Genomic DNA, 23,639 nt, shown 5'->3' with positions numbered 1-23,639 from the left:
ACCAAATTCATTCCCATCAAGAAAGAGTGATCTATCCCGCAGGAATGCATGACACTTTTCCATCACTCTAACCACTTAAATACGGTGCATGCTATCGCGATGTGTAATATGGCAGAGCTCGCAGGAGGGATGATGGCGGATGTATCTATCCCTGTTAACAGTCACTGGATCCCGGTTGGAATGACGGTGGAATATTTAAAAAAAGCGAAAATAGATCTAACTGCCCGAGCCCAAGGTGAAAATATCGACTGGAATACTGAAGGTGACAAACTTTTGCCGGTTGAGGTAAAAGATACTGAGGGGAATGTCGTCTTTAAAGCTGAAATCACGATGAATGTGAGAATTACTTAACAGCATTAACAATACAATCTATAGAAAAAAATGGCACAGTGTGGTCACTGTGCCATTTATATGTGAATACTACCCAGCTTACGATGCTTCCAATACGGGTGTTGCCGTTTTATTGACCTTTGGCAACCAATGGAACATATACTCAAACAGCTGCTCCTCATCCATCTTGGCTAATTTGCCATGGATGAACGAACTCATATCAATCAGGTGATCAACCTTTGCCAGCGGCTGATAGGGCTCTTTAAAGCGGCGCCAAATATCTGAATGGTTGACATAAAAATTAGCAGCCGCTACCGCTTCCTCAAAAGTAGCATGCTCAGAGATCAATCTAGGTCCGTCCCAGGTGGCGCCATCAAGCACGCACACCCCAATTTCCCCAGATTCTTCATAGGTTAGTTCGTCCACATAAGGGACATTCCACCACCGAATAATTTCCTCGTACGGACGCTGTTCATTGAGTTTATCTGAACAAGGAAACTCGTCCATATTGAGTCGATTCCTTACCGGAATTTGACAAGTTGTAAAATCCATAGCCAACAATTTGCATATTTTATTTTTTGCATAATGTTAACTATCGTGATTTATTTGTCAATTAAAATGATGCGTAAACCATAGAAAAATTATAACCTTATCGAAGAAATGACCGAGTATTTATCCCAAAATCCCGATTTAGAAACATTTCTTCGTTTCTTGCTAACACAAGCGACCCCTAACACTTTTTCTTTAATCATTAATGAAAAGTGTTTTGGCTAACCGCGCTAAATTGTAGGCATCATCGTAGCCAGAGTGCTGCCGCCCTTCCCATTCGATACCAGCCATTTCCATCGCAGCTCGCTGGCCACATCGCTTCTTGGTCACATGGCGCTGCAACCGGAACAAGGTTGCTAGGTTGAGATACTCATCAAATGGAACCTTCAGGCCCTTTTCTTCGCACTCCTTACGAAGGATAATGTCATCACGTCCCCAGGCCGCATAGATTTTATGCCGACCACCGAACTTCTGTTCAATGGATTTCAAAATATGCCCAAGCGGCTTACCGTTCTTGGCCACCACTTCAGGTTTTATCCCCGTAAGCTCTGTGCAGAACGGCGACACTTCATCATGATCCGGTTTGACAAAGTGCTGGGCTCTGCGTACAACCTCACCGCTGGTGAGATCGAGCTCTGCAACGCCAATTTCAATGATCTCACCTGTTCTTGACTCGCGGCCATCATTCCAACAGCACATTTCGAGGTCAAAACAAACAATACGGTTAAAATTCATCTTACTTCCGGATATCACGCTATAACTGGCACGAAGGATAGCATTTAGCGGCGGGTTAGCCAAAGTGTGAAGTAAGAGGAATTACCACTAAGTTGCTGTTATCAAGGTATCTCGCTGTAATCTGAGAGATTCGGACCATGCGACAACCTAGCCCACATTCAAAGCCCACTGCTCGAAATATGCTGGAAAACACCTGTCATGAGGTCAATCATACAGGTCACAGGGCCGAAAGCGTGATCAAGAAAGGACATCTAAAATCATCGAGCTGTTAGATAGTGGCATGAGTATAAGAAAAGTGGCTTTGGAGATCGGTTGCAATCCGTCAACAGTTCAGCGAGCTAAAAAGCTTATGAATATGGGGTAAGTTTAGTTACGGCTAATTTCCTACTTCACTATCGTTAGTTTGGGCCGCTTGTTTTTAGTTCCCGCTAATCTGCGATGAACCTTGTTTTTTGCGGCCTGCCTCTCTCTACTCATAGCCGCCTGTGCAGCTATTGAGCAAACCATAAGCTGATACTCGTACTCTTCATTATCAGCCTGAATCACCTCATCTATGGATTCCAGCTTAACACCCACAGTTTTATCTGTAGTAAGGGTCAAACGTTCTTTTGGCAAAGTTGGGGTTCTACGGGCATTAATATCTTCCCACTCGGCTACTTCTTGTTTACGGCGGGATAATGCCTGCCTTCGTTTAAAGCCAACCCACTTAAATCTAGATATTTCAAGTAGAACCACCATAACACACAAACAAAATAAAACTGCTACCCCTTTAAAAATCACTTCAATCACTTGCAGCTCCTTGCTTGCTAAAAAAATGGTAAGCACCAAGGGGGGGCGGACAAAACTAGAACCCCTCCCCCCCTATCTAACAATACTCTATCTAAACCGTAATTGAATTTAAAAGTGGCGAGTTGCCAATAGGAGCACTATTAATACAGCCTAATAAATATTTCTAGCACATATCTGAACAATTGTGAGTCAGTTGTATTGCTAATTTAGTAATTCATGAATTAACTGAGTGAGCCTCTGAGTACTTAAATTAACTATTGGCAAGCTGTTCTCTGAGTCGGATGACTTCTCGTTCTGCTTTTTGATATTGCTGTTGGTAGTCTGATGCGGCATTTCTACAAGCCTCAGCAAAGCTGTCTCCCAAGTTTTTGTTATTCTCGTACTTGGTGAATTCGTCACGGTATCGCTGAACGTAATGCTCGTAGAGTGCCTTTTGGGTGTCTAGCTCTGTGATTAGGTTGGCTCTCTCTGAATGCTTGTTAGCTTTCCTAGCTGCAAGGTAAGACAAAAAGGCAATGATTGCTGAAACAAGCGATATGCCAATAGCGATAAAGTCATAGGCTTTCATTTGCTGAACTCCATTCTTAACATTGTTATATCTTACAGTTAGTTACGCTTAATATCCATATAACTGCGGTTCGTGATTTAGTTGTCACGCTACGGGGTAAAAGTTTGTTAGTGTTTGTGCTTTAACCTAGTAAATTCAGGTAACTGAATTTATTGAGAATAAGTGTTACTTCGGTGTTATTGTACAAAAATAGTGCAAAAACAGAAAAGTAAAGCATTTACTTAAACATATGAGCTCTGATGCTTACGGCTAGCATGACAAAACTGTGGATTGAGAACAGTATAAATTTGTAAGCCCATGATACTATTAATGTAATAGGTTTATATTAATTATGAGGTTTCCAGATGGGATTTTGGGATTTATTCAAGAAAAAAAAGGCTGAAGAAAAAGATGTTTACCTTGATATCAATACTGAATATTTGACAGAGAGAGTAAACAGGTTAACAACGATAATTAATGAATCATTAAACATTTGCGAAAAAACTGATAATTTAGATACTAAAAAGTCTAGAGTTAATTTAGCAAAAGAAAAGTTAGATGAATTAAAGGGGTTATGCTCTAAATATGACAATATTTCTCTTGGTTCTTTAGATGAGACTGAATTATTAATTGCAAAATATCAAAAAGAGGTTGGGCATCGACTAAGTTCTGAATACCACTCTTTGATAACTGGATTTGAATTTCATCCAACCTTAAAAATAAGTACACCTCTTTGGATTCTAGAAAAAAGCGGGGAGACTTTTGAGGGGGAGTTGGGAGATTGCCCACAATATGGAGATGAATCGCAAGGTATTTGGAGCGTAAAACTAGATAGCCAATTCGATTTTCTTGATAAAGGTGCGACAGCTGCTTCTGATGCGGGACAGGTAGATTCTGAACAGTATCTGATATATGCAAAAAGCTTCAGGGAGATAATCGAAGGTGATTTGTCTTATGTGGAGAAAATTAATGCTATAAATAATTTACCAAGTTTATCTAAAAGCCATAATTTAATTCATAGTAAGGTTGTTGGGTATTATGGAAGCATTGATAGACTGTATGATTATGCCTTTTTAAACCCTAAAGAAAAAATTGAGTACTTTTATAATAAGATCGGATACATACATTTGATTAATGGTATAAATAAAACATCAATAGATGATTTGAAATCTCATGGTGTAAATACTATTAGTCAGTTAAGTGAAATGAAAGATGAAGAACTCTTAGCAATCAAAGGGATTGGTAAAGTTTCACTTAATAAAATTAGAATTTCGATAAACGGAGATTAATCTTCATTCGCTAAAACGCACTTAGTACATCATAACGGAAGGTCTGCCAATGGAAGACCTTTTGTTGTGGACAGGGGGCAGAGATTAGAAAATATATCGTTAATCAGTATTAACATACTGTGAATGAGCTTTAGCACTAACAGACAATGGGGCATTTTTTTAACACATCAGATTTTATATAGGCTAAATGAAGCAGCATTGGATGGCTGTGAAATTTATCAAGGCTCTCGCCAACTCCGTCTGTCATACACACATAGATCCAAACCAACCAGCAGCATGGCTAACTCTTTTGAGCTTCAAACAAGAGGTCAATCAAAAGGTAGCACAGCAAAAAGCTTACAAAATTTCGCTGTATCACCTATTGATTTTATATCAATAACCTAAGCGACAGACTTGTTAGTACGAAACCAGAACGTAATACGGTTAAAATTCATCTTACTTCCGGATATCACGCTATAACTGGCACGAAGGATAGCATTTAGCCAAAGTGTGAAAAGGGGAATCCCCCTTTTCGCAGCTTGATTACTAATGATTTCTACCGATTATGACGCGACTTTAACAACAGCAGTCAACCCAGTATCGAGCGATGGGATACTGAAATACCTTACCCTGCACTATTTTATCTAATTGCCCACCATTGCGTTCAATGACAGTGCGTGAGGCGATATTGTCTTCGTCAGCAGTGATGAGGGCTGTTGCGATACCTAATTGGCAGGCTTTCGGCAGAGCCAGCTTCAACATGGCTTTTCCGTAACCTTGGCCTCGAAAACGAGGAGCAATATCATAACCGATGTGCCCTGCTTCATGGGATAAAAAAGGCGTATTGATATTGTGACGAATCCGGATCACCCCCAATATTTCTTGACTCGAGTCTACAAGCCAATAATGGTGACAAGGCACATACCCTTCAGGTAAATTCATGCCGTTGGACTCATCAATTAACGATTGAATATATCGATCAAAATTCTTTTTTCCGCCCTCATAATACGAGGCGTTTTCCTTATCATGATTAACAAAATCATCGTAAAACCGATCGAAAGCCAATCGATACTCCTCACTCGGAGAAACTAATTTCATCTATTCCCTCACTCGCTATACCAGCTCTTCCAAATGCCTAATTTGTTGATATTGCCTTTCGCCCTTTAGCGTAAAATCCGGCTGATACCAAATTGCCTGCAATCCTGCCGCCATAGCCGGCTGAATGTCCTTTTCCAACGTATCGCCGACCATAGTGATCTCAAAAGGCTCGACATCCAGCGCCAAAACTATGCGCTGAAAGTAGTCTGGCGTACCTTTGGCGATCCCCATATTGACTTTACAAAAATAGCCACTGATAAACTTCGCTAGCCCTGCTCGTTTGAAAGCCTGTTTAATATCATCAACTGACGAGTCATCGGCGTTGGTTGCAACATAGATTGGGTATTTCGCCGACAAACGGTGAAGGGCTTCCCGCGCTCCCGGTACCGCCTTCACTTCGGGCCAGTCACACATTTTTCCTTGGTACTGAGGGAAGTCGACCATCAAGGTGTCTCCCCAATCAAATAAATAGACTTTCGCCATTAAGCATCCTTTCGTCCAGACAAGAACAAGCTTTACTTCCGTTGTTTAAGAAAGTGATTTGAGAGCACGCAAAGCATGTTCGGCCTTGGCACTCGGTACAAATACGTGGTCATGGTAATACGCCGCTATAACATTGGCACTTATTTCCTGCTCTGCGAGCTTGGAGGAGACTGCAGCCGTTAAACCCACCGCATCTAGGCTGGAATGCACAGTGAGGGTAAGCATTCTATAAGTCGACTCATAAGCCAAGCAGGCCCTATCAGCGTTTTGTTTGCTGACGACTAGCGTTAGTCCTTCCGACTCTTGAAAGGTCGCAATAGGCGACAATGCGAGATATGTTTCTAACTCACCGTCAACACTACAAAATACATACTCCCCTTCTGTCAGTTCAGGGGCCATAGATTTCAGCAGCTCTTGCAGATCGCAAATACCCGTCATTTTTCCTCCATTTCATGCCGGCGACATCAAGGGCTGCGCGGCTTTAGTCTTCCTAACCAAGTCTCTCGGGTTACCTGATAAAGGCAGTGGCGCCTGAGATGATGCCCGACTGGTAACTTGGGGTGGTCAAAGTCTTGTCCGATATTCGTCATACCGATTTTGTCCATCACCCGTTGCGAGGGGGTATTGGGCAAAGCAGTAAATGCGTAGATGCTTGGCGCTGACAGCTGTTCAAAAGCAAATTGCAATGCTCGACGAGCAGCCTCGGGAGCATAACCCTTACCCCAGTATTCTTTGGCAAGCCGCCAACCAATTTCGATAAATGGTGCATTGGGGATCCCTGACAACTCATCTTGGCGGTGTAAGCCCACAAAGCCGATAAATTGCCCTGTCGCCTTTAGCTCTGCCGCCCAGAACCCCCAGCCATTTTCCGCGATCAGCTGAGTGATCCGTGCCGCTTGGGCTTCACTTTCCTGCCGGGACAACACCGCGGGGAAATACATCATAACCGTGGGGTCAGCATTCAGTCTGGCGTAGTCTGGATAATCCTCCCGCTTCCACTGACGCAGTATTAACCTCTCTGTTTCTAACCTACTTGCCATCTGACTGTCTGTTTCCCTTTACTGCTCTTACTATTCTAATGAGTATAAGCATATCACCTTGTTCAGAGTGGCTCTGTCAGCAACCGCTTCTGGATCTCCTATCTTTGCATGCCTTGTAAGCAAAGAAGATTTACCCATGGTTTACTCATTACCTATGAATCGCAAGCCGTTCCCTGTCGGCTTTTTTCAACTTAGCTACCACCAAGTCGTAGGAGCGATCGATCAGGCCCTTCAGCATGCCATCTTCAATCTCCTCAGTTACAGATACCGTTATCCAGTGCTTTTTGTTCATGTGGTAGCCAGGGCGTATAGCCGTGAACATGGACGCTAGCGCTTCATTGTCCGCCGGAGCCCCTTTGAGGTTAATATCGACAATACCATCATTGACAATGATAAGCGTAAACATCTTGCCCAGCACCTTGAACACCATGACATCGGTACCAAAGGGATAATCCAATTCGGCTTCGGGAAGAGTCAAAATAAATTCAATGATCTGTTCTTTGTTCATAGCTGATCCCATCATCTGCTAGCGAGCAATACGTCTAGCTATAGAATGGTCTGGATTGAGCTGTAGCAGATCCCATAAATTTCCGTACAGATCTTCAAAAACAGCCACCGTGCCGTAATCTTGTTCTTTCGGCTCACGGACAAAGTGAATGCCATCAGCCACCATACGGTTGTAGTCACGCCAGAAGTCATCTGTGTTCAGAAACAGAAATACCCGGCCTCCTGTTTGATTACCAATGAAGTCGAGTTGCTCTGGCTTAGATGCTCGGGCAAGAAGCAAAGTCACACCATTAGAATTCGGCGGCGATACCACCACCCACCGCTTGTCCTGCTCAGGCTGGTAGGTGTCTTCGATTAATTCAAATTTCAGCTTGTTGACGTAAAATTCTATCGCCTCGTCGTAGTCTTTTACGACGAGGGCGATATGGACAATACTCTGTTTCACTCTGATTCCTTAATGCGGCGCCAACCTTGCTTAGTTAATAGTAACTTTCATATGCTCGGAAGGGCGATTATCTACAAAATGTGCCCAAACATGATCATATACCTGGCGTTGGCCGGGGAACGGCACCAGCGCTTTGGCTTCTTCAAGACTCACCCAGCGATACTCGGTATGCTCCTCATTCAAGGTCACCGGTTGATTGGGAGGACATAACACAGCAAAGACCGGAATGATCTGCAATACGTTGATATTGGCCTCAAAGAACTGTTCTAAATACTGGGCATTATAGAGTTCAGTTACCGAGATTTGTGTTTCTTCATAAAACTCCCGGAGTATCGCCTGCCACCCCTTTTCCTCCCCTTCGATAGAGCCGGCTACATGGCACCAGTATCCGCCCTTTACCCGCTTCATCAGCAGCATTTTCATCTCGCCATCAATTTCAGATAAAGCAACGCCCGAAACAATAGAGGTATTCACTGGAATTTTTTGGGTTGTCACGTTATGCCGCCTCCATCAAGTGGCAGGAACCATTGGTAAATATGTTGAGAGGGGAAAATTCTGCCAGATAACAGCATGAGATTCTGTGACTGATGAAAAACCCAAGCAAAAAAAAGCCCTCACCGAATGGCAAGGGCTGAGTATTTTTGACAGGCAATCAGTCTTTCTTTTGACGTTTGCTTTTTGGTACGTAATTCAAAATTGAAATCGGCACCGGCTTTCTAGGCTCGAAACCTTCTACCACACGGCGCTCAATCAAGTGCCCCAGACGACTCTCGATCATACAAAGGTTCTTGAAATTGTCTTTCGATACAAACGAGATTGCCTCACCCGATGCATCTGCACGGCCTGTACGGCCAATTCGGTGAACATATTCATCAGCAGGGAATGGCAAATCGTAGTTAACCACCCGAGAGAGCTCTTCGATATCAATACCACGGGCACCAACGCCAGTCGCAACAAGATATTTGATCTTGCCGGCTTTGAAGTCTTCCAGCAGCTGCTCACGCACCTTTTGGCTACGGCCACTGTGGAACGCTTCTGCAGCAATGTCCCGTTTTTCCAACTGCGATACCAGCTTGGCAGCACCATGCTTGGTTTCGATGAAAATCAACGCCTGATCCCAGTTATTTTCTTTGATCAAATGGCTCAGCAGTGCCGACTTCTGATCTTTATCAACCGTGATCAGCCACTGCTCGATATTTGCTTTTGACGCTTGGTTGGCAGCGATGCTGATCTCATGCGGGTTTTCGACCACGGATTTGGCCAAATCACGGACTTTGTTAGACAGCGTCGCCGAGAACAGCAGGAACTGCAGCTCTTCAGGCAGACGGTCGATGATCTTGTTGATATCATCGATAAAACCCATATCCAGCATGCGGTCAGCTTCATCGAGGACCAGCATTTCCACTTCTTCAAAGTGAACAGCGCGCTTGCCGTACATATCGAGCAGACGACCCGGCGTAGCGACCAATACATCGACACCGTCAATCAAACGCTGCTTCTGCTCTTTCTCATCCACACCGCCATACATAGCCAGCGAAGTCAGGCCAAGGTGCTTGCTGTATAGTGTGATCTTCTCTTCAACTTGAATCGCAAGCTCACGGGTAGGAACAAGGATCAACGCACGAATACGCTTCTTACGTTGTGTTTTACCATGGCTGAGTTTTTCCAGGATTGGCAATACAAAGCCCGCGGTTTTACCTGTACCCGTTTGCGCTGCGGCAATCAGGTTCTTGCCCTGCAAAATGACAGGAATAGCCTTGTTCTGGATCGTTGTTGGCTTGCTGTATCCGAGTTCGCTAACCGCTTTGGTCAATGACTCGCTGAGCCCAAGTTTAGAGAATGGCATGAATCGCCTCTAATTGTACTTTAACTAAATATGGTAGAGCCGCCTCTACATGAAGCGCGGGAGTGTACCACGAATCCCGCCTAGCCTTGCGATTTTTCATAACAAAAAAGCCCACCGAATTATCTGTGGGCTCTGGTAACGATAAACGAGGGTAAGCAAATTACATATAACTCACCCGAGGGTTGCGCTCTTCGCGAAGGGCATTTTTACCAAAGGTTTCTTGGTAGATCTGCATAAAGTCTTCGCGTATCAGCTGTTCAAGGTGCGTGGCCATTTCCGTCGGGCAAAATAGCATGATATGTACCACCTGCTCACCGGTTGCGGTTGTCGTGATATGGACATGCGGATCAGGACCTGGCAAATCAACGCCTGCGTGCTTTTCGATCACCCCGTTATAGCGCCTTGCCACATCGATGAATTCGTCACAGTGTCCTTCGATCTGTTCGATGATCTCTGGCACAATCACATAAAGATTAACGAACTCTTTTACCGTAATATTGAAGCTATGGTAAACGTAGCGTTTCATAAAATTGAGGTTTTTCACCGGATAGGTAAAAAACATGCTATTTGGCAATGTCGCCGTTTTCCCCGTGAAGTGGTATTGACCGTGATGAAGATCGATCTCCTGGATCACTGTCGCCATCAAATTATGCTCGATCACTTCTCCGCATAACGAACCCACCTCGATCCAATCGCCTATTCTAAACGAACGTGCACTGGCCCGTTGAATTGACCCTGTAAAACAAAGAATGATCTCTTTGGAAGCAACAACTATCGCAACGGCAATGGCGGTAACTGACAAAGCAAACTCGCTAATTTCGGATTGCCACAGCATAAACACCACCACCACCATCAAGGTGAAGGTACCGTTTTTGGTCCGTGACATCCACTTGCGCTGGTGCTCAGAAACAAACGCGACATCCCCGCGAATTTGCTTTAACACTAGCCTTCTGAACATCAGAACCAATGCAATAATAACAACACTTAGCAGTATTTTATGTTCTAGAAAAAAATCAATAATCGGTAACAACTTCTCTGGCATGCGCGCCTCTTTTCACTCCCACACATCATTTTCAGCACCTACGTTACAGACCTAAATTCCCATAGTTTTAAGATAAAATCCAGATCAAGCCGAGCACTATTGTTTAAAACGTTAATAACCCCAAAAACCACCTAGATTACTGGCAGTTTATTGCCCATAATTTTCTACAGCACAAACACTTGACGATTTCCGTGGCGTAAAAGCAAAAATACGCACGGGACAGCGATCACCTGTCGCATTTCCTGGTTACCAATATCCAAACAGAGCATAACCCCACAATATATAGGGCTGAACGATTTATACTCGGTTGAAAATGTAATTAACACCAGAGCCTATAACTGTTTTAGGAAATAAACAGAATTCTTATCAGATGACTAGTTTTCAAGACATTTTCATATTTCCTTGCCACGACATCATAAATTTAAATAAAACAAAGAGGCATATTCCCTATACCAATATTTCACTTCCAAGATAGATATACCAACAACCAAAACCGCTTCATTACGGAGGTGAATATCTATGGAAGGATTAACATACCGCCAGGCATCCAGATTCTTGGATATGGCAACGATGGGGACAAAAAAAGGAGAGATCGAGGATTTTCTTAGCCTCGATAACCGCACCAGCTGGATTAACAGCCAACTCACCGAACCCTATGAAAGCCACAAAGAACGCACGCTATATCAGGCCCAGCAGCGAGGCAGTTCCTCAACCACTCAAGAAATGCGGGTTTGTGCATGGTTCGATATCGCATTATGGAAAGGGGCTCAATTGCGCCAGCGCATGGCATTTGCCCTGAGCCAAATCCTAGTGGTGGGAGATCGAGATGCCCAATTGGCCCCTTACCCGACCGAGATGGCTCACTACTACGATATCCTTACCCAATATGCATTCAGTGACTATAAAACCCTGCTGTATCATGTTACCCGCTCACCTATTATGGGTCACTACCTCACCATGGTCGGCAACCTTCCGAAAAGTCGCACCGGGGTTAATCCAGACCAAAACTATGCTCGTGAAATCATGCAGCTGTTTACCATCGGTTTAGAGCAACTCAACCTGAATGGCACACCAAGGCTTGGCGATGATAATCAACCGATTCCCACCTATGACGACAGTGATATTGAAAACATGGCACGCGTATTCACTGGTTGGTTCATGGATGGCAGTAGCATGGAAAAGCCCATGGTTGCCTATGATGATTCCCATGATATGGAAGCAAAAAAAATTCTCGGCGCAGAATTTCCGGCCGGTGTCGGGGCGGAAGCCGAACTGGATCAGGTTCTCGACCTCTTGGTCAACCACCCTAATACCGCACCATTTATCAGTACCCTGCTAATTAAACGATTCGTCACATCCAACCCAAGGCCTGAGTATGTTGAAAGAGTTGCCTCTGTCTTTCGTAACACCGGCGGTAACCTAGGTGAGGTAATTACCGCCATTTTGACCGATGCTGAGGTGCTGAAAGAAAACGATCTACATGTCGCCAAGATGCGCGAACCTATTCTTGCCATGACTTACTTCTATCGTGCTTTAGATGCCAAACCAGGAAGTGGCGGCGTAATTGCGTTCGACGCAATGCTTTACCAAGAAACATTCAATCAGTACCCGCTAGGATCCCCCTCGGTGTTCAATTTCTACTCACCCGATCACCTTCCCAGTGGTGCGCTTGAAGCTAACAACCTGACTTCTCCTGAGTTGGAAATCATTGACTGGAACCAAGTGATCAAACTAAGCAACATTGCCTGGAAAGTTGTTCATGATAATGGTTATAAAACCAGCTCCAACAGTAAACAGGAGCTCTATCCGGTTGTCAGTGACTTTACGTCAGTAAGTAGTGACTATACATCTCTCTCGGATCTCATCGCCAAGCGCTTCTTGCACGGTGACATATCCGCAGATCTCGCCCCTAGATTAGAGGGCCTGTGGAACGCAAAGAGCAGTAATAACAAGCCTTATGCAGTCGCAGCTATGCTGTACTTCGCCTTTATTTCTCCCAGCTTCATGGTTCAGGAGTAAGCCTTATGAATTTATCAAGACGCGATTTTATTAAAACAGCTGCGTTTGCTTCCTCGGCCACAGCTTTACCACTGTCTCTGACTTTACCAACACAAGCATTAGCAAACGACAACAGTGATTACAAAGCCATGGTCTGCCTGTTCCTATTCGGAGGCAATGATTCGTTCAATATGGTGGTCCCTAACTCAACTGCTAACTACACCAATTATGTCAATGCCCGTCCGGATATCCATCTCAGCACCGCTGAGATTATAGGAATACCGGGTTTTACCGATGAGAGCGGACAGGCAATAGCACTTAATGGCAGCATGCCTGAACTTGCTCAATTGATGATGGCAGGTTCAGCAACTACTGTCGTCAATGTGGGTACGCTTCTTGAGCCAACCACAAAAGCCAACCTCGGTGCTGTCAAGTCCCCCCCAAATCTAGGAGCCCATAATAAACAGCAACTGGCTTGGCAGCGCAGCTGGAATACGAGCCAATATCATCCATACGGATGGGCTGGCATGATGATGGAGCTACTCGCTTCCGGCTCTGAAGTGGTTTCACCTAAAATGTCCTTCAGTGGCAACGAACTAATGAATAGCCTAACAGGTTCTGATCTGCGTATTAGTGCTGAGGGGCTACGTGCAATGTCACCACTTGCAATTAACTCTATTAATAACAATGTGCAAAAGCTTCTTGATAACAATACCGGCTCACCTTTTGCCAAAAGCTACTTACAGCGTTTTCAGGACGTCATTGACTTTCAAACCTCACTTAACGATACGTTAGAGCAATTCCCTGAAGACCAGAGCATTCCCGCGAGTTATTTAGGAAAGCAATTTAGAATGGTCAAGCGATTGATACAATCAAGCACTAATCTTAGCCAAGGTCGCCAAGTCTTTTTTGTCTCTATCGGTGGTTTTGACAATCACAGTAACCAACGGGGCAAACACGATGGTATCCTCGCGCAAATTGATGCGGCACTCAGTGCCTTCTATCGTTCACTGGAAGCCGATCAGCTACATGAAAAAGTGACCACTTTTACAATGTCTGATTTTGGCCGGACAATAGAAAATAATAGTAACCGCGGTACCGACCATGGCTGGGGAAGTAACCAAATTATTTTAGGCGGACAAGTTATAGGTGGTAAGGCTTACGGTCAATATCCAGACTTTATTCGTGACGGTGCAAATGCAAATGGCAATAAGTTTATCCCGTCCACCTCGTCTGAACAGATGGCAGCGACAATGTGCAAATGGTTCGGCCTGTCCGATAACAGTGTCGACTATATTTTCCCTAGCCTAAACCCAGACAACACCAATGCCTTCCCGAGCCGTTACCTTGGCTTCCTTGGCGAAGTCACTGAACCACCAGCCACTCCGGTCAAATTGGCAATTGCTGGCGTTTCCGCATCAGAAACCCGGGTTGACCACACACCGGAAATGGCAGTAGACGGCGATAGCACGACAAAATGGACGGCAAAAGGTTTGGGGATCACCTTCACCTTGGAACTCACTCAGATGGCTAACTTAAGAGAGATAAAATGGTCTCAGGCCAAAGGGGATGTTCGCCAGTACTTCGTCGACATTGCCGTAAGTAGTGACGGCCTCAATTATTCACCGCTTTCCAGTATTGTCACCCCAGGGACAACAACCGGTTTAGTGAGTAACCCAATCAATGCCAACGAAGTGAAATATATTCAGCTGACGTGTAACGGTAATAATGACCCGGTCAACTCCAGTCTAACGAGCTGGAATAATTTCCAAGAGATAGAAGTGTGGGGTAATTAAATTGGAGTAAAAAGAAAGGGCCATCTGGCCCTTTCCTTATAGAGTGAAATTGAAGTTAAATTCTTTTTCTTGCATTTTATCCAATGTGATTTCGAACCGCTGATTTTCAGGGTTGGCAATAATGATCTCGCTATCATATTGGATAGGATCATCATCGACTGCATTACACGTAAAGGCGACGGTATAGTCACCCGCAGGAATATAACCGAATGCGTAGTCGCCACTCTCATCTACAGCTGCTGATGCATATGGCAAAACATATTCACCTACTGGAATTTCACCATTAAAGTCTTCATCAAGGGGATCAAAATTGTCCGCTAATTGATAGTCATCTAACGAATGTTCAGGATATAAATAAACAAAGTTACCGGTGTCATAAGCACAGCCTTCGCCCGCATCAAATAGAGCAAAGTCTACCTTGCCCCACAGCGATGCCGCCTGGCGATTGTCGACAATCTTCACCCCATGAGGTTTTAGATTGTAACCATTTTTACCGGCATTACCTCGCTCAACCAGCGACTGGCGCAGGTCAAACTCAATGGTAAAGCCCTGGACGGTATTGTCGTCTTCCGGAGTGACTTCAAAGCCACCCAGTCTCAGTTTATTGCTCGGGATTTTTAGATCATACTCACCCGATGTGTCATCATCTTTCACCCAGTTCATATCACCAGGCTTGGTATGGACAATCATTTCCTTATACACACCGGCAGGAAGCGTGTGCTCTGTGATAATCAGTGCCGCATCTGTACCTTGGTAATCAAGCAAGTCAAGTTGCTGGTAGTCATTACCTTCATCGTCGTGATCAACGTCAATGATGTAAGAGTTGCCATTCTCGTGCTTAAGCTCAAGTTTATCAAAAGCCACCACGACTTCAGACATCGAATCAACCGGCGCATCAGACACGCTGAAAGAAACTTTGGCATACTGGGTAGAATCGCCACTGCTGTCGCTTCCGCAAGCTGAAAGCAACGTTGCCACGGCTAGTACGGGTAAGGTTTTATAAATTGTCATAATACTCTCCATTTCTGGTCGCAATTTTATCTCTTACTTATCCAGCGACTCAATAACCAGAAACTTAATTGACAATTTACTGACAAAGTTTTGTTAGCATATCACATAGATATAATAAATTTTTTAATGGTATGAATTAAAAAATCATTATAGAACATCCAACCTAACATACATATTAGTTTGATAATGTATACACTTCGAGGGGGTATGAGCTAAAATGTTTTCGATATTGGTATCTTAATAAAGGCTTCAGGTAACACACCTGCACGAATATTAACTTGTATGGCTGGGTATAATAACTTAGGTACATTCAATTGTTTATCGCGCTCAGAACGAAACTGGACGAATTCATTTTCTGATGTCTCGCCAGTTATATGAATATTGTTTAATTTACTCTCTCCAACAGTAGTTTGATATTCCAGCTCCCGTCCCCCCGGCTGGTAATCGTGACACACCCACAGCCGGGTCGAATCCGGCAGTGTATAGAGACGTTGAATACTGCCAAACAGCTGTTTCGCATCGCCGCCGGGGAAATCACAACGCGCTGAGCCAAAATCAGGCATGAATAAGGTGTCGCCAATAAACGCATTTTGGTTAACCAGATAGGTGACACTGTCACTGGTATGACCCGGTGTTTCAACAACAGTCACCGTTAGCATACCGATGGAAAACTCTTCTTTATCCTTAAAATAGTGATCAAAATACTGATCACTGACCGCACCTGCCTGATTGTTACTCCCCATCGCAAAGACAGGATCAAAAACCGCTTTTACGTCTTCGATATGGCAGCCAACCCCGATTTTTCCACCCAATTTTGATTTGATATAGCTGGCAGCGGTTAAATGATCGGCATGAGCGTGGGTTTCCAACACCCAATCAAGGCTGAGTTGGTTGCGCCTGATATAGGCAATGATTTCGTCGGCGAACTCTGTACTCACAACACCAGAAGATAAATCGAAGTCTAACGCGCTATCAATCACTGCGCAGTGGCCGCCTGCCATATCGTAAACCACGTAACTCAGTGTTGATGTCGGACTATGAAAAAAAGCCTCTATGGAAGCTGTCATTGCCTACCTCCCAACCTACCTAACACATGAAAAGCATGTCTGTATACCTAGTCACTATATTGTCTATTTTAGCTAGGTTTTGGCACAGGCGGGTTCATACGTAATACCAACCATGTAATGATTGCCTTCTATAGGTAGGATGATTACTGTAGTAACCAATAGATACCAACTGCCTGCTCCCAGGTTCCCAAAACCCGATGAATAAAATCTACCAGCCGCTTTTTGATAACAATAACCCGCCCGCTGACGTTTTTTTCGGTCACGAGGTGTTCTTACCCAACACGACAACGCCAAGCCACAGCCACCCATGGGGACAGCTACAGATCATCAACGGTGGGATTTTGGAGCTGAAAGCGGAAGACAAACGCTTCCTGTCACCTTCTCAGTATGCTGTTTGGGTACCCGCTGGGATAGAACACGAAAGCTTCATGCGTCGTAGCCTGAATTATTGTTCGATGAACATTACTCATCCGTTAGCGTCACCACTTCCCGACTACCCATGCCTACTTGAAGTCAGCCCAATCATGGAAGCTATTATCAACGACTTGAAGGCCCGACGGTTGACCGTGGCAGAATCGGAGCAAGACAAAAGACTGATCGCTGTTTTACTTGATCAGGTTTACCAAGCCAAAGAGCACGAGCAGTTTTTACCAACCAGCAACGATAAGCTGCTCAAACCTATCCTCAATGAACTTGAGCGCAATCCTATGTCGGAAAAAACATTAAAGGACTGGGCACAGATACTCCACACCACAGAAAGAACGCTAGCCCGGCACTGCCAGGATAAGCTCGGAATGAGCTTTACCGAGTGGCGGCAACGACGCAAGTTCCTCTATTCATTGCATTTGCTGCGCAAAGGTTCTTCGGTAAAAGAGGTGGCATTAACCTTGGGCTACCATCAAGCATCGCCATTTATTACCCTGTTCAAGCGCCATGCTCAATGTACTCCCGAACAATACCGCCAGCGCTTCTTTGCCAACTCGGAATAAACTGCTGACGGCACGACATAAGCCAATTATCGTTTGAAAGATCCCTAGCCCCTCCACGGTCTGTATCTCCGTAGCGCTTTGGGGAAAATCTGATGAAGCCATTCATCATTCTCTTTGTATACGGACTTATCTTCACTTCGCCGTTAAGCATGTTCGGATGAACGCTTAACGGCTTTAACTATCACTAGTTCGTCTGAACCGACACATACAAAACCATACCCAACCCTACTTGATGCTTACCTTAAAACCTGAATCAAAACAGGACCTAATAGTCATCAATGCTTATAAAAACATCAAACTCAGTTGCATATCACAAAAACAAAAAACAAGTCAGAGTTTTGCTTTGATTATCGCCAGCAAAATTAGACAATAAAACCACAAAAACACCAATTAGCTAGGTTATACAACTATGATTGATATGATTTTTCCTGCATTGTTCTTATCCACAGTAATCGGCTTTAGCCTATGGGGCTGGACACAAGTCATCCGTGTCGTTTTCCGTTTCTAATTTGTTAGCCTTCAATACATTGCTCAACAAATAACAATAACGATAAACAAACTAGCCAGCATTCGTGCTGGCTTTACTTTTCCGCTCTCAATACTCACTACCCGGCCAAGACTCAACTCAGGCGGCATTGATACCTGCTTATTCAACGCTTAGACCTGATTCCAAAGCGCTTTGACTTATAGCCTGCCCCACTATAAGTTGGAGCTAAATTGCACCATAAAGGAACGTTCAATGAACAAGGAATTGCGCAACCAATGCCACACCGTATTACCCGGTAACCGTGATGAATCCCCCGCTAATCATTTTAAGAAAATGGCCCAATGGTGTGAACAACACGACATCAAACACGATACCTATGGGGATGGTGCGCTCATCCAGTCATTTGAACAAAAAATTGCCGACCTGCTGGGGTTCGAGGCCGGACTATTTGTGATCAGCGGTACCATGGCTCAGGTGACAGCCCTTGAGTTGGTGTGCCGGCAAAAACGCAACCCCATTGTTGCCATGCACGAGTCCAGCCATATCACACGCTTCGAAAGGCAGGGTTACCAGCTACAAAACCGCTTTAACATTCTGCCAGTCGGCAACATGTTCAAACCATGGACCTTGGATGATTTACAAAAATGGCCCGACGAAATATCTGCAGCCCTATATGAATTACCGATGCGGGAGCTGGGGGGACAATTACCAGCCTGGGATGAATTGAAAGCCATCAAGCAACACTGCCAACTCCATAATATCCACTTACATATGGATGGCGCCAGACTGTGGGAAACAGCGGCTTATTATCAAAAGTCTTACCAAGAAATTGCCCATGGATTTAACAGTGCCTATGTCTCTCTCTACAAAGGCATCAATGGGCTTGGCGGCTCCATGCTGCTGGGCGATAAAGCGTTTATTGAGCTGGCCGATATGTGGATGAAAAGACAAGGTGGGAATGTTTATCACCGCACACCCTATGTTGTCTCTGCCGCCATGCAGTTTGATGAGCGTATCGGTATGATGCCCGCCTTATTCGAGAAGACTAAGGACATCTACTCGCTGCTGTCGGAGTTTCCCCAGCTCGGAGTCAACCCAACCCAGCCACAGGCCAATATGCTGCACTTGATCCTTCCCCTGAGCTACGAGAGCACGGTGAAACTATGCCAAGATTTAGCCGAGCATCAAGGGATCTGGCTGGGCAGCCCACAAATCGCCCAGCACCCGGCCCAATCGGTGATTGAATGGTACATCGGAGATAACTTGCTTGCTATACCACTCGAGCAACTACGGAGTATCTTCCAATACATCGTAGATCAACTCTAAAGTAGGTTGCAGAACTGGCAGTTGGTGATGTTAGATCACTAGGGGATACTATATTCAAAGAACAGGGTTCACACTGTCTGGAATATCGCCATGGCTCTCATCATCAACTTGCTCCTTCTTTTGCTCGTCATCGTGGCTGTTGCCATCGCTGTCGTCTGTCAGCATAAACATGACTAATATAATTTAAAATTATCAAAACAATAATTAATGATAATTTATTATCCGCAATTCTTCTCGATATAGTACTCCCACTCAAAAAAGTTATAAACCAAACTTCCTTGACTGATTTGTTCAGCGTCACTACAGAAGGGTGCGATATGAAATTCCTCCATACCATGATCCGTGTTTCCGATCTCGAAACGTCCATCGCGTTTTACACCAAGGTGTTGGGCATGCAGGTTCTCGACCGTTTCGAAAACACAGAATATCGCTACTCGCTTGTGTTCGTTGGCTATGACAAAAATGGCCCAACTATCGAGCTGACCTATAACTGGGACACCGACTCTTACGAGCTCGGCACCGGCTTTGGACATCTCGCTTTAGGGGTTGATGACATTTACCAAACTTGCGATCAGATCAAAGCCGCTGGCGGTAACGTGACCCGTGAGCCCGGGCCGATGCTTGGTGGCACAACGCACATTGCCTTTGTTAAAGATCCCGATGGCTACGCTATCGAACTCATCCAGACAAGCAAATAAGTACAGGTTGGAGTATAACCGATGAAAGACGCACTATTTCAGCCAATGCGCCTTGGCAAAGCATCACTAAAAAACCGTATCGTCATGCCACCAATGACCCGCTCAAGGGCCACCCAACCGGGTAACATTGCGAACGACATGATGGCGACTTACTACGCCCAGCGTGCCGATGCCGGCCTGATTGTCGCCGAAGGTACCCAAATATCCGAAATGGGCCAAGGCTATGCGTGGACACCGGGTATCTATACCCAAGAACAGATAGCTGGCTGGAAAAAAGTGACCGATGCGGTTCACGCTAAAGGCGGTGTTATCTATGCCCAACTTTGGCATGTTGGCCGTGTTACCCACCCTGCCAATATTGGCGGCCAGCAGCCAATTTCATCTTCAGCGCTAAAAGCTGAGAATGTGAAAGTATTTATCGACGACGGAAACAATGCCCCTGGTTTTGTCGACGTGGTAGAACCACGCGAGATGACCAAAGACGATATCAGGCATGTTATCGGTGAGTACCGCCAAGCTGCGCTCAATGCCATTGAGGCGGGTTTTGACGGAATTGAGCTGCACGCAGCCAACGGTTACCTGGTAAACCAATTTATCGACTCTGAGGCGAACAACCGCACAGATGAATACGGTGGCTCTATCGAAAACCGCTTGCGCTTTCTCGCTGAAGTTGTGGAGGCCATGACCAATGCCATCGGTGCAGAGCGTGTTGGTGTTCGCCTTGCACCCTTTACCTCACTCAACGGTACTGTTGATAAGAGCCCGGTGGAAACTTATACCGCAGCTGCTGCCCTTTTGAACAAACTGAATGTGGTATACCTTCACATTGCAGAAGTTGACTGGGATGACGCACCGGAAACACCACCAGCATTTAAGCAAGCGATCCGCGAGGCATACAAGGGAACGATCATCTATGCCGGACGTTACAATGCAGAAAATGGGGCCAAGGCGATCGCTGAAGGTATTGCCGACATGATTGGCTTTGGCCGTCCATTTATTGCCAACCCTGATCTACCAAGCCGTATCATGAATGACTACCCGCTTGCTCCGCACGATCCGGAAACGCTATTCGGTGGTGCGGAAAAAGGGTTGCTTGACTACCCTGAATATCAAACACGGTAATCCAACCATCGAACGATCCAAGACAATAAAGCCCTGCTCTAAGAGCAGGGCTTTGTCATATCGGCCTCAATATCTTATGGACTAGCTAGGATTCTACCTCTGCCAACAAATGCTGCCATTCATCATGCTTGTTCATGTAATGAACAACATAGCTACATTGCGGGATAATTTTATAACCTTCTTGTGCAATAGTCTCCAGCACCGCTTCCAGCATGGTACCGGCATAGCCTTGCCCTCTTAGGGCTTCAGGCACCGATGAGTGATCGACAGTGAGGACATTACCCGAGATCTGGTAACTGACTTTGGCTTGGTAGCCATCGACCAGATCAACAAAATAGGTTTGGTTTTCCTTGTCGTGAATGACATTGTGATTGATGGCCATATCCTTTCCCACAGTTAGTATGCGCTATATTTAGGTAACACCACCAATACTAACTGAATCAATCTGACAGATAAACAATCGGTTGGTTTCAGCGTCTACCCTGTCAATCCCAACATATTCAGTATGACCATGCCACCGCACTCACTCAATGGCATGGCCCAAAACCAGCACATGGCTAAAAATGATAATTGGCAATAATTACAATCTGCTGACTATTATCTATATCGACACCCTCTTCATCAAAGTCTTGGTGTATATATCGATAAGTAAGATCTGTACTCCAGTCTTTATTGATATGGTAAGTTGTTCCGACCTGCAGCCCCCTTATAAAGTCAACGGATGTCTCACTAGCAATATCGTTATATCCGACACCTAATAAAAAACCGCCATTCAAAGAGACCTTATTACTTAAATCATAGAGATAATCATATGATGCAAAAAACAGGCTTTGTTTGAACTTATCCTTGTAACTGTAGGTTGCCGTTACTCTATGCTCAGAGTTTATGGTCAACCCCGCATTCAGTTGAACGACTGCATCTTCGCCATTAGTTGCCCTTCCTCCATCTAGTTTGTCATCTTGGTAGCCAACGCCACCGCCGACAAAATAATCCGTATCCGCTCTTGACTGGGATGAATAAAAAACCATAAGAGAAATCGTAATGATACTGAGATACGGCATGAATACCTTTAACTTCAGTAGCTTGGCACTTTTAAGATTGGACATTGTCTTTACCTTCACCTAACCAACAATAAATTCAGGTGTAACTGACTTTACTTCTATTAAGGTCTTAAGGAGTTATTGAGTGTATTGTTATGCTGCGACACATTGACAAGATACGCCGGGAAGCTTTCAAATAACGCTTCAACTATGCCGTCAAAAGTAGGCAATTATTTCAAAAGATTAGCCAACCATTTTCGAAACAACTTTCTCATTTTTAAGAAAAACGGCTGCCTTTGGCAAAAGCTTGCCGATTCAAATACGACTTAATTTAGAAGCCAAAGAAAAACCACATTTTCTTTCTGTTATAGATATTCTTTTACTGTCATTATTCTCGATTAATTTTTATCGAATAACTTATAACTCTCAGCAAAACCTATGCAAGAGTTAGTTTTCCTCCAGAAAAAGATGACTCTTTCGGTACGCTCTTGGGCTCTGATTGAACTTCTGTTTAAAGCACTTCGAAAAGTAGTTGCTATCAGCAAAGCCGCACTGCTCTGCAACTCCCTGGATGGAGCTGTTACGCTCATCGCACAGTAGTTTTGTCGCGTAATGAAGCTGGACCTCCCTGAGATAGTGATTCGGTGAAGTATCAAGAAACTGCCGGAACAAGCGCTCCAATTGCCGCTTACTAATGAAGGCCGCTTTGGCAATCAGATCACTACTCACCTCTGCGTCATTAAAATGTTGCTCGATAAACACCAAAGCCCGACTTAATGCCAAAGTGGTCTGCGGTAGTTCTTGGCTTTGATCTTGGTACATCCGAGCAAGCGCAATCACCAGTTGCTGCATCAAACTGGTCAGCATGACTTCAAAGCCTGGCAAAGCAGCATGGTACTCATTTTTCAGTGCGGCAAGTAAGCGCTCTATTTCAGGCAACTGCTGTCTGTCGAGGGTAAGCTTCGCCTGGTATTCCGTGGTTTGCCGAGCGATTGGCTCGACTTTGAACATCGCCTGGTAGCCGGACAATTGGCGCATTGATGGGCTCTCGAAGAACGGCGTTTGAGGATCAAACATCAAGTTTATGATCTTCAGCTTGTCCACATCTCTGAATCCATGTTCGATGTCACCATTGATCACAAACACATCCCCTTTGTTGAGCGGATATTCGTGCTGAGCGACCGTGTGCTTGCCGCTGCCACTCACCACCAGAAACAACTCGGAGAAGTCATGTTTGTGGACGGCAAAGTCACAGTGATGATGGCCATCTACATAGGCAAATTTAAGGTGTCCGTGCTTCTGATGTGATTTGAGCTGATAGGTAATGCTCATGTCGCGATATTCCTTTTCACTGTCGCCATTTTGGTAGAATGGCGCACCAGGCCAGCATACTATTTCTCGGTGGCAAAACGAATATCTATCCATG

At 44.8% G+C, this 23,639-nt stretch carries 25 protein-coding genes and 2 pseudogenes; 9 read left to right on the top strand and 18 right to left on the bottom strand.

Translation table 11 applies throughout. The features are described from left to right. Positions 1-66 precede the first annotated feature (66 nt). A pseudogene (locus PTW35_RS20180) lies at positions 67-351 on the top strand (DUF4442 domain-containing protein); the annotation flags it as partial. Between the two features lie 78 nt (positions 352-429). On the opposite strand, the gene PTW35_RS20175 reads toward PTW35_RS20180, so the two are convergent. Continuing rightward, the gene (locus PTW35_RS20175; RefSeq protein WP_044621339.1) at positions 430-837 is read right to left on the bottom strand and encodes a hypothetical protein; all 408 of its coding nucleotides are present in this window, start codon (positions 835-837) and stop codon (positions 430-432) included. A 237-nt stretch (positions 838-1,074) separates the two neighbouring features. After that, on the bottom strand, positions 1,075-1,614 hold the full coding sequence (locus PTW35_RS20170; RefSeq protein ID WP_039463790.1) for a 3'-5' exonuclease: 540 nt from the start codon (positions 1,612-1,614) through the stop codon (positions 1,075-1,077). Positions 1,615-1,852: 238 nt separating this feature from the next. Here PTW35_RS20170 and PTW35_RS20165 point away from each other — a divergent pair. Further along, a pseudogene (locus tag PTW35_RS20165) lies at positions 1,853-1,978 on the top strand (helix-turn-helix domain-containing protein); the annotation flags it as partial. A gap of 20 nt (positions 1,979-1,998) precedes the next feature. Here the strand turns inward: PTW35_RS20165 and PTW35_RS20160 are convergent. Continuing rightward, positions 1,999-2,403: a hypothetical protein gene (locus PTW35_RS20160; RefSeq protein ID WP_281028694.1), complete on the bottom strand. Its 405-nt coding sequence runs from the start codon at positions 2,401-2,403 to the stop codon at positions 1,999-2,001. Positions 2,404-2,653: 250 nt separating this feature from the next. Then, positions 2,654-2,971 carry a hypothetical protein gene (locus PTW35_RS20155; protein WP_281028693.1) on the bottom strand — a complete coding sequence of 106 codons (318 nt, stop codon included), beginning with the start codon at positions 2,969-2,971 and terminating at the stop codon, positions 2,654-2,656. A 344-nt stretch (positions 2,972-3,315) separates the two neighbouring features. Between PTW35_RS20155 and PTW35_RS20150 the strand changes: the two genes are divergently transcribed. Next, a complete protein-coding gene (locus tag PTW35_RS20150; protein WP_281028692.1) occupies positions 3,316-4,239 on the top strand; it encodes a DNA-directed RNA polymerase subunit alpha C-terminal domain-containing protein in 924 nt (307 codons plus the stop codon). Positions 4,240-4,794: 555 nt separating this feature from the next. Here the strand turns inward: PTW35_RS20150 and PTW35_RS20145 are convergent. The 9 genes from PTW35_RS20145 to PTW35_RS20105 all read right to left on the bottom strand — a co-directional run bounded on the left by PTW35_RS20145 (position 4,795) and on the right by PTW35_RS20105 (position 10,679). Continuing rightward, positions 4,795-5,316, bottom strand: a complete 522-nt coding sequence (locus tag PTW35_RS20145) for a GNAT family N-acetyltransferase (protein WP_281028691.1) — start codon at positions 5,314-5,316, stop codon at positions 4,795-4,797. Between the two features lie 15 nt (positions 5,317-5,331). Next, complete coding sequence (locus PTW35_RS20140) at positions 5,332-5,799, bottom strand: HAD family hydrolase (protein WP_039463786.1); 468 nt, start codon at positions 5,797-5,799, stop codon at positions 5,332-5,334. 45 nt (positions 5,800-5,844) lie between these two features. Next, positions 5,845-6,237, bottom strand: a complete 393-nt coding sequence (locus PTW35_RS20135; RefSeq protein ID WP_044621344.1) for an ACT domain-containing protein — start codon at positions 6,235-6,237, stop codon at positions 5,845-5,847. A 26-nt stretch (positions 6,238-6,263) separates the two neighbouring features. Continuing rightward, on the bottom strand, positions 6,264-6,839 hold the full coding sequence (locus PTW35_RS20130; RefSeq protein WP_044621345.1) for a GNAT family N-acetyltransferase: 576 nt from the start codon (positions 6,837-6,839) through the stop codon (positions 6,264-6,266). Positions 6,840-6,987: 148 nt separating this feature from the next. Next, positions 6,988-7,347 carry an MmcQ/YjbR family DNA-binding protein gene (locus tag PTW35_RS20125; RefSeq protein ID WP_281028690.1) on the bottom strand — a complete coding sequence of 120 codons (360 nt, stop codon included), beginning with the start codon at positions 7,345-7,347 and terminating at the stop codon, positions 6,988-6,990. Between the two features lie 18 nt (positions 7,348-7,365). After that, the gene (locus PTW35_RS20120) at positions 7,366-7,791 is read right to left on the bottom strand and encodes a VOC family protein (protein ID WP_281028689.1); all 426 of its coding nucleotides are present in this window, start codon (positions 7,789-7,791) and stop codon (positions 7,366-7,368) included. A gap of 30 nt (positions 7,792-7,821) precedes the next feature. Further along, complete coding sequence (locus PTW35_RS20115) at positions 7,822-8,286, bottom strand: NUDIX domain-containing protein (RefSeq protein WP_276329436.1); 465 nt, start codon at positions 8,284-8,286, stop codon at positions 7,822-7,824. A 157-nt stretch (positions 8,287-8,443) separates the two neighbouring features. Further along, positions 8,444-9,637, bottom strand: coding sequence for a DEAD/DEAH box helicase (locus PTW35_RS20110; RefSeq protein WP_281028688.1), 1,194 nt, complete (start codon positions 9,635-9,637; stop codon positions 8,444-8,446). Between the two features lie 160 nt (positions 9,638-9,797). After that, positions 9,798-10,679 (bottom strand): mechanosensitive ion channel family protein, encoded by an 882-nt coding sequence (locus PTW35_RS20105; RefSeq protein WP_044621349.1) that lies wholly within the window; start codon positions 10,677-10,679, stop codon positions 9,798-9,800. Between the two features lie 519 nt (positions 10,680-11,198). On the opposite strand from PTW35_RS20105, the gene PTW35_RS20100 reads away from it, so the two are divergent. After that, complete coding sequence (locus PTW35_RS20100) at positions 11,199-12,698, top strand: DUF1800 family protein (RefSeq protein WP_281028687.1); 1,500 nt, start codon at positions 11,199-11,201, stop codon at positions 12,696-12,698. Between the two features lie 5 nt (positions 12,699-12,703). Next, positions 12,704-14,473, top strand: a complete 1,770-nt coding sequence (locus PTW35_RS20095) for a DUF1501 domain-containing protein (protein WP_281028686.1) — start codon at positions 12,704-12,706, stop codon at positions 14,471-14,473. A 36-nt stretch (positions 14,474-14,509) separates the two neighbouring features. On the opposite strand, the gene PTW35_RS20090 is transcribed toward PTW35_RS20095, so the two are convergent. Both PTW35_RS20090 and PTW35_RS20085 read right to left on the bottom strand, forming a co-directional pair. Beyond that, positions 14,510-15,484 (bottom strand): DUF4382 domain-containing protein, encoded by a 975-nt coding sequence (locus PTW35_RS20090; RefSeq protein WP_281028685.1) that lies wholly within the window; start codon positions 15,482-15,484, stop codon positions 14,510-14,512. Positions 15,485-15,696: 212 nt separating this feature from the next. Continuing rightward, positions 15,697-16,551: an MBL fold metallo-hydrolase gene (locus tag PTW35_RS20085; RefSeq protein ID WP_281028684.1), complete on the bottom strand. Its 855-nt coding sequence runs from the start codon at positions 16,549-16,551 to the stop codon at positions 15,697-15,699. Between the two features lie 197 nt (positions 16,552-16,748). Here PTW35_RS20085 and PTW35_RS20080 point away from each other — a divergent pair, with 197 nt between their 5' ends. The 4 genes from PTW35_RS20080 to PTW35_RS20065 all read left to right on the top strand — a co-directional run bounded on the left by PTW35_RS20080 (position 16,749) and on the right by PTW35_RS20065 (position 21,173). Continuing rightward, the gene (locus tag PTW35_RS20080; protein WP_039460015.1) at positions 16,749-17,540 is read left to right on the top strand and encodes a helix-turn-helix transcriptional regulator; all 792 of its coding nucleotides are present in this window, start codon (positions 16,749-16,751) and stop codon (positions 17,538-17,540) included. Between the two features lie 739 nt (positions 17,541-18,279). Beyond that, positions 18,280-19,353, top strand: coding sequence for a beta-eliminating lyase-related protein (locus PTW35_RS20075; protein WP_039459983.1), 1,074 nt, complete (start codon positions 18,280-18,282; stop codon positions 19,351-19,353). A gap of 317 nt (positions 19,354-19,670) precedes the next feature. Continuing rightward, entirely contained in the window at positions 19,671-20,051 is a 381-nt protein-coding gene (gene gloA, locus PTW35_RS20070) for a lactoylglutathione lyase (protein WP_039459980.1), read from the top strand. A gap of 21 nt (positions 20,052-20,072) precedes the next feature. Continuing rightward, entirely contained in the window at positions 20,073-21,173 is a 1,101-nt protein-coding gene (locus tag PTW35_RS20065) for an alkene reductase (RefSeq protein WP_281028683.1), read from the top strand. An 85-nt stretch (positions 21,174-21,258) separates the two neighbouring features. Here PTW35_RS20065 and PTW35_RS20060 read toward each other — a convergent pair whose 3' ends face one another. The 3 genes from PTW35_RS20060 to PTW35_RS20050 all read right to left on the bottom strand — a co-directional run bounded on the left by PTW35_RS20060 (position 21,259) and on the right by PTW35_RS20050 (position 23,545). Continuing rightward, positions 21,259-21,555 carry a GNAT family N-acetyltransferase gene (locus PTW35_RS20060; RefSeq protein WP_197078552.1) on the bottom strand — a complete coding sequence of 99 codons (297 nt, stop codon included), beginning with the start codon at positions 21,553-21,555 and terminating at the stop codon, positions 21,259-21,261. A 175-nt stretch (positions 21,556-21,730) separates the two neighbouring features. After that, the gene (locus PTW35_RS20055) at positions 21,731-22,279 is read right to left on the bottom strand and encodes an outer membrane beta-barrel protein (protein WP_281028682.1); all 549 of its coding nucleotides are present in this window, start codon (positions 22,277-22,279) and stop codon (positions 21,731-21,733) included. A 381-nt stretch (positions 22,280-22,660) separates the two neighbouring features. Next, positions 22,661-23,545: an AraC family transcriptional regulator gene (locus tag PTW35_RS20050; RefSeq protein WP_281028681.1), complete on the bottom strand. Its 885-nt coding sequence runs from the start codon at positions 23,543-23,545 to the stop codon at positions 22,661-22,663. Positions 23,546-23,639 lie beyond the last annotated feature (94 nt).

The organism is Photobacterium sp. DA100 (assembly GCF_029223585.1).
Lineage (GTDB): Bacteria > Pseudomonadota > Gammaproteobacteria > Enterobacterales > Vibrionaceae > Photobacterium.
Note: the sequence above shows the minus strand (reverse complement) of the source record. Positions and strands in the feature narration are given on the sequence as shown.

Bases quoted from the DNA above. Each gene is read 5' to 3' on its own strand.
- PTW35_RS20175 (WP_044621339.1), bottom strand. From the start codon at position 837: ATGGACGAGTTTCCTTGTTCAGATAAACTCAATGAACAGCGTCCGTAC.
- PTW35_RS20170 (WP_039463790.1), bottom strand. From the start codon at position 1,614: ATGAATTTTAACCGTATTGTTTGTTTTGACCTCGAAATGTGCTGTTGG.
- PTW35_RS20155 (WP_281028693.1), bottom strand. From the start codon at position 2,971: ATGAAAGCCTATGACTTTATCGCTATTGGCATATCGCTTGTTTCAGCA.
- PTW35_RS20150 (WP_281028692.1), top strand. From the start codon at position 3,316: ATGGGATTTTGGGATTTATTCAAGAAAAAAAAGGCTGAAGAAAAAGAT.
- PTW35_RS20145 (WP_281028691.1), bottom strand. From the start codon at position 5,316: ATGAAATTAGTTTCTCCGAGTGAGGAGTATCGATTGGCTTTCGATCGG.
- PTW35_RS20140 (WP_039463786.1), bottom strand. From the start codon at position 5,799: ATGGCGAAAGTCTATTTATTTGATTGGGGAGACACCTTGATGGTCGAC.
- PTW35_RS20135 (WP_044621344.1), bottom strand. From the start codon at position 6,237: ATGACGGGTATTTGCGATCTGCAAGAGCTGCTGAAATCTATGGCCCCT.
- PTW35_RS20130 (WP_044621345.1), bottom strand. From the start codon at position 6,839: ATGGCAAGTAGGTTAGAAACAGAGAGGTTAATACTGCGTCAGTGGAAG.
- PTW35_RS20125 (WP_281028690.1), bottom strand. From the start codon at position 7,347: ATGAACAAAGAACAGATCATTGAATTTATTTTGACTCTTCCCGAAGCC.
- PTW35_RS20110 (WP_281028688.1), bottom strand. From the start codon at position 9,637: ATGCCATTCTCTAAACTTGGGCTCAGCGAGTCATTGACCAAAGCGGTT.
- PTW35_RS20105 (WP_044621349.1), bottom strand. From the start codon at position 10,679: ATGCCAGAGAAGTTGTTACCGATTATTGATTTTTTTCTAGAACATAAA.
- PTW35_RS20100 (WP_281028687.1), top strand. From the start codon at position 11,199: ATGGAAGGATTAACATACCGCCAGGCATCCAGATTCTTGGATATGGCA.
- PTW35_RS20095 (WP_281028686.1), top strand. From the start codon at position 12,704: ATGAATTTATCAAGACGCGATTTTATTAAAACAGCTGCGTTTGCTTCC.
- PTW35_RS20090 (WP_281028685.1), bottom strand. From the start codon at position 15,484: ATGACAATTTATAAAACCTTACCCGTACTAGCCGTGGCAACGTTGCTT.
- PTW35_RS20085 (WP_281028684.1), bottom strand. From the start codon at position 16,551: ATGACAGCTTCCATAGAGGCTTTTTTTCATAGTCCGACATCAACACTG.
- PTW35_RS20080 (WP_039460015.1), top strand. From the start codon at position 16,749: ATGAATAAAATCTACCAGCCGCTTTTTGATAACAATAACCCGCCCGCT.
- PTW35_RS20075 (WP_039459983.1), top strand. From the start codon at position 18,280: ATGAACAAGGAATTGCGCAACCAATGCCACACCGTATTACCCGGTAAC.
- gloA (WP_039459980.1), top strand. From the start codon at position 19,671: ATGAAATTCCTCCATACCATGATCCGTGTTTCCGATCTCGAAACGTCC.
- PTW35_RS20065 (WP_281028683.1), top strand. From the start codon at position 20,073: ATGAAAGACGCACTATTTCAGCCAATGCGCCTTGGCAAAGCATCACTA.
- PTW35_RS20060 (WP_197078552.1), bottom strand. From the start codon at position 21,555: ATGGCCATCAATCACAATGTCATTCACGACAAGGAAAACCAAACCTAT.
- PTW35_RS20055 (WP_281028682.1), bottom strand. From the start codon at position 22,279: ATGTCCAATCTTAAAAGTGCCAAGCTACTGAAGTTAAAGGTATTCATG.
- PTW35_RS20050 (WP_281028681.1), bottom strand. From the start codon at position 23,545: ATGAGCATTACCTATCAGCTCAAATCACATCAGAAGCACGGACACCTT.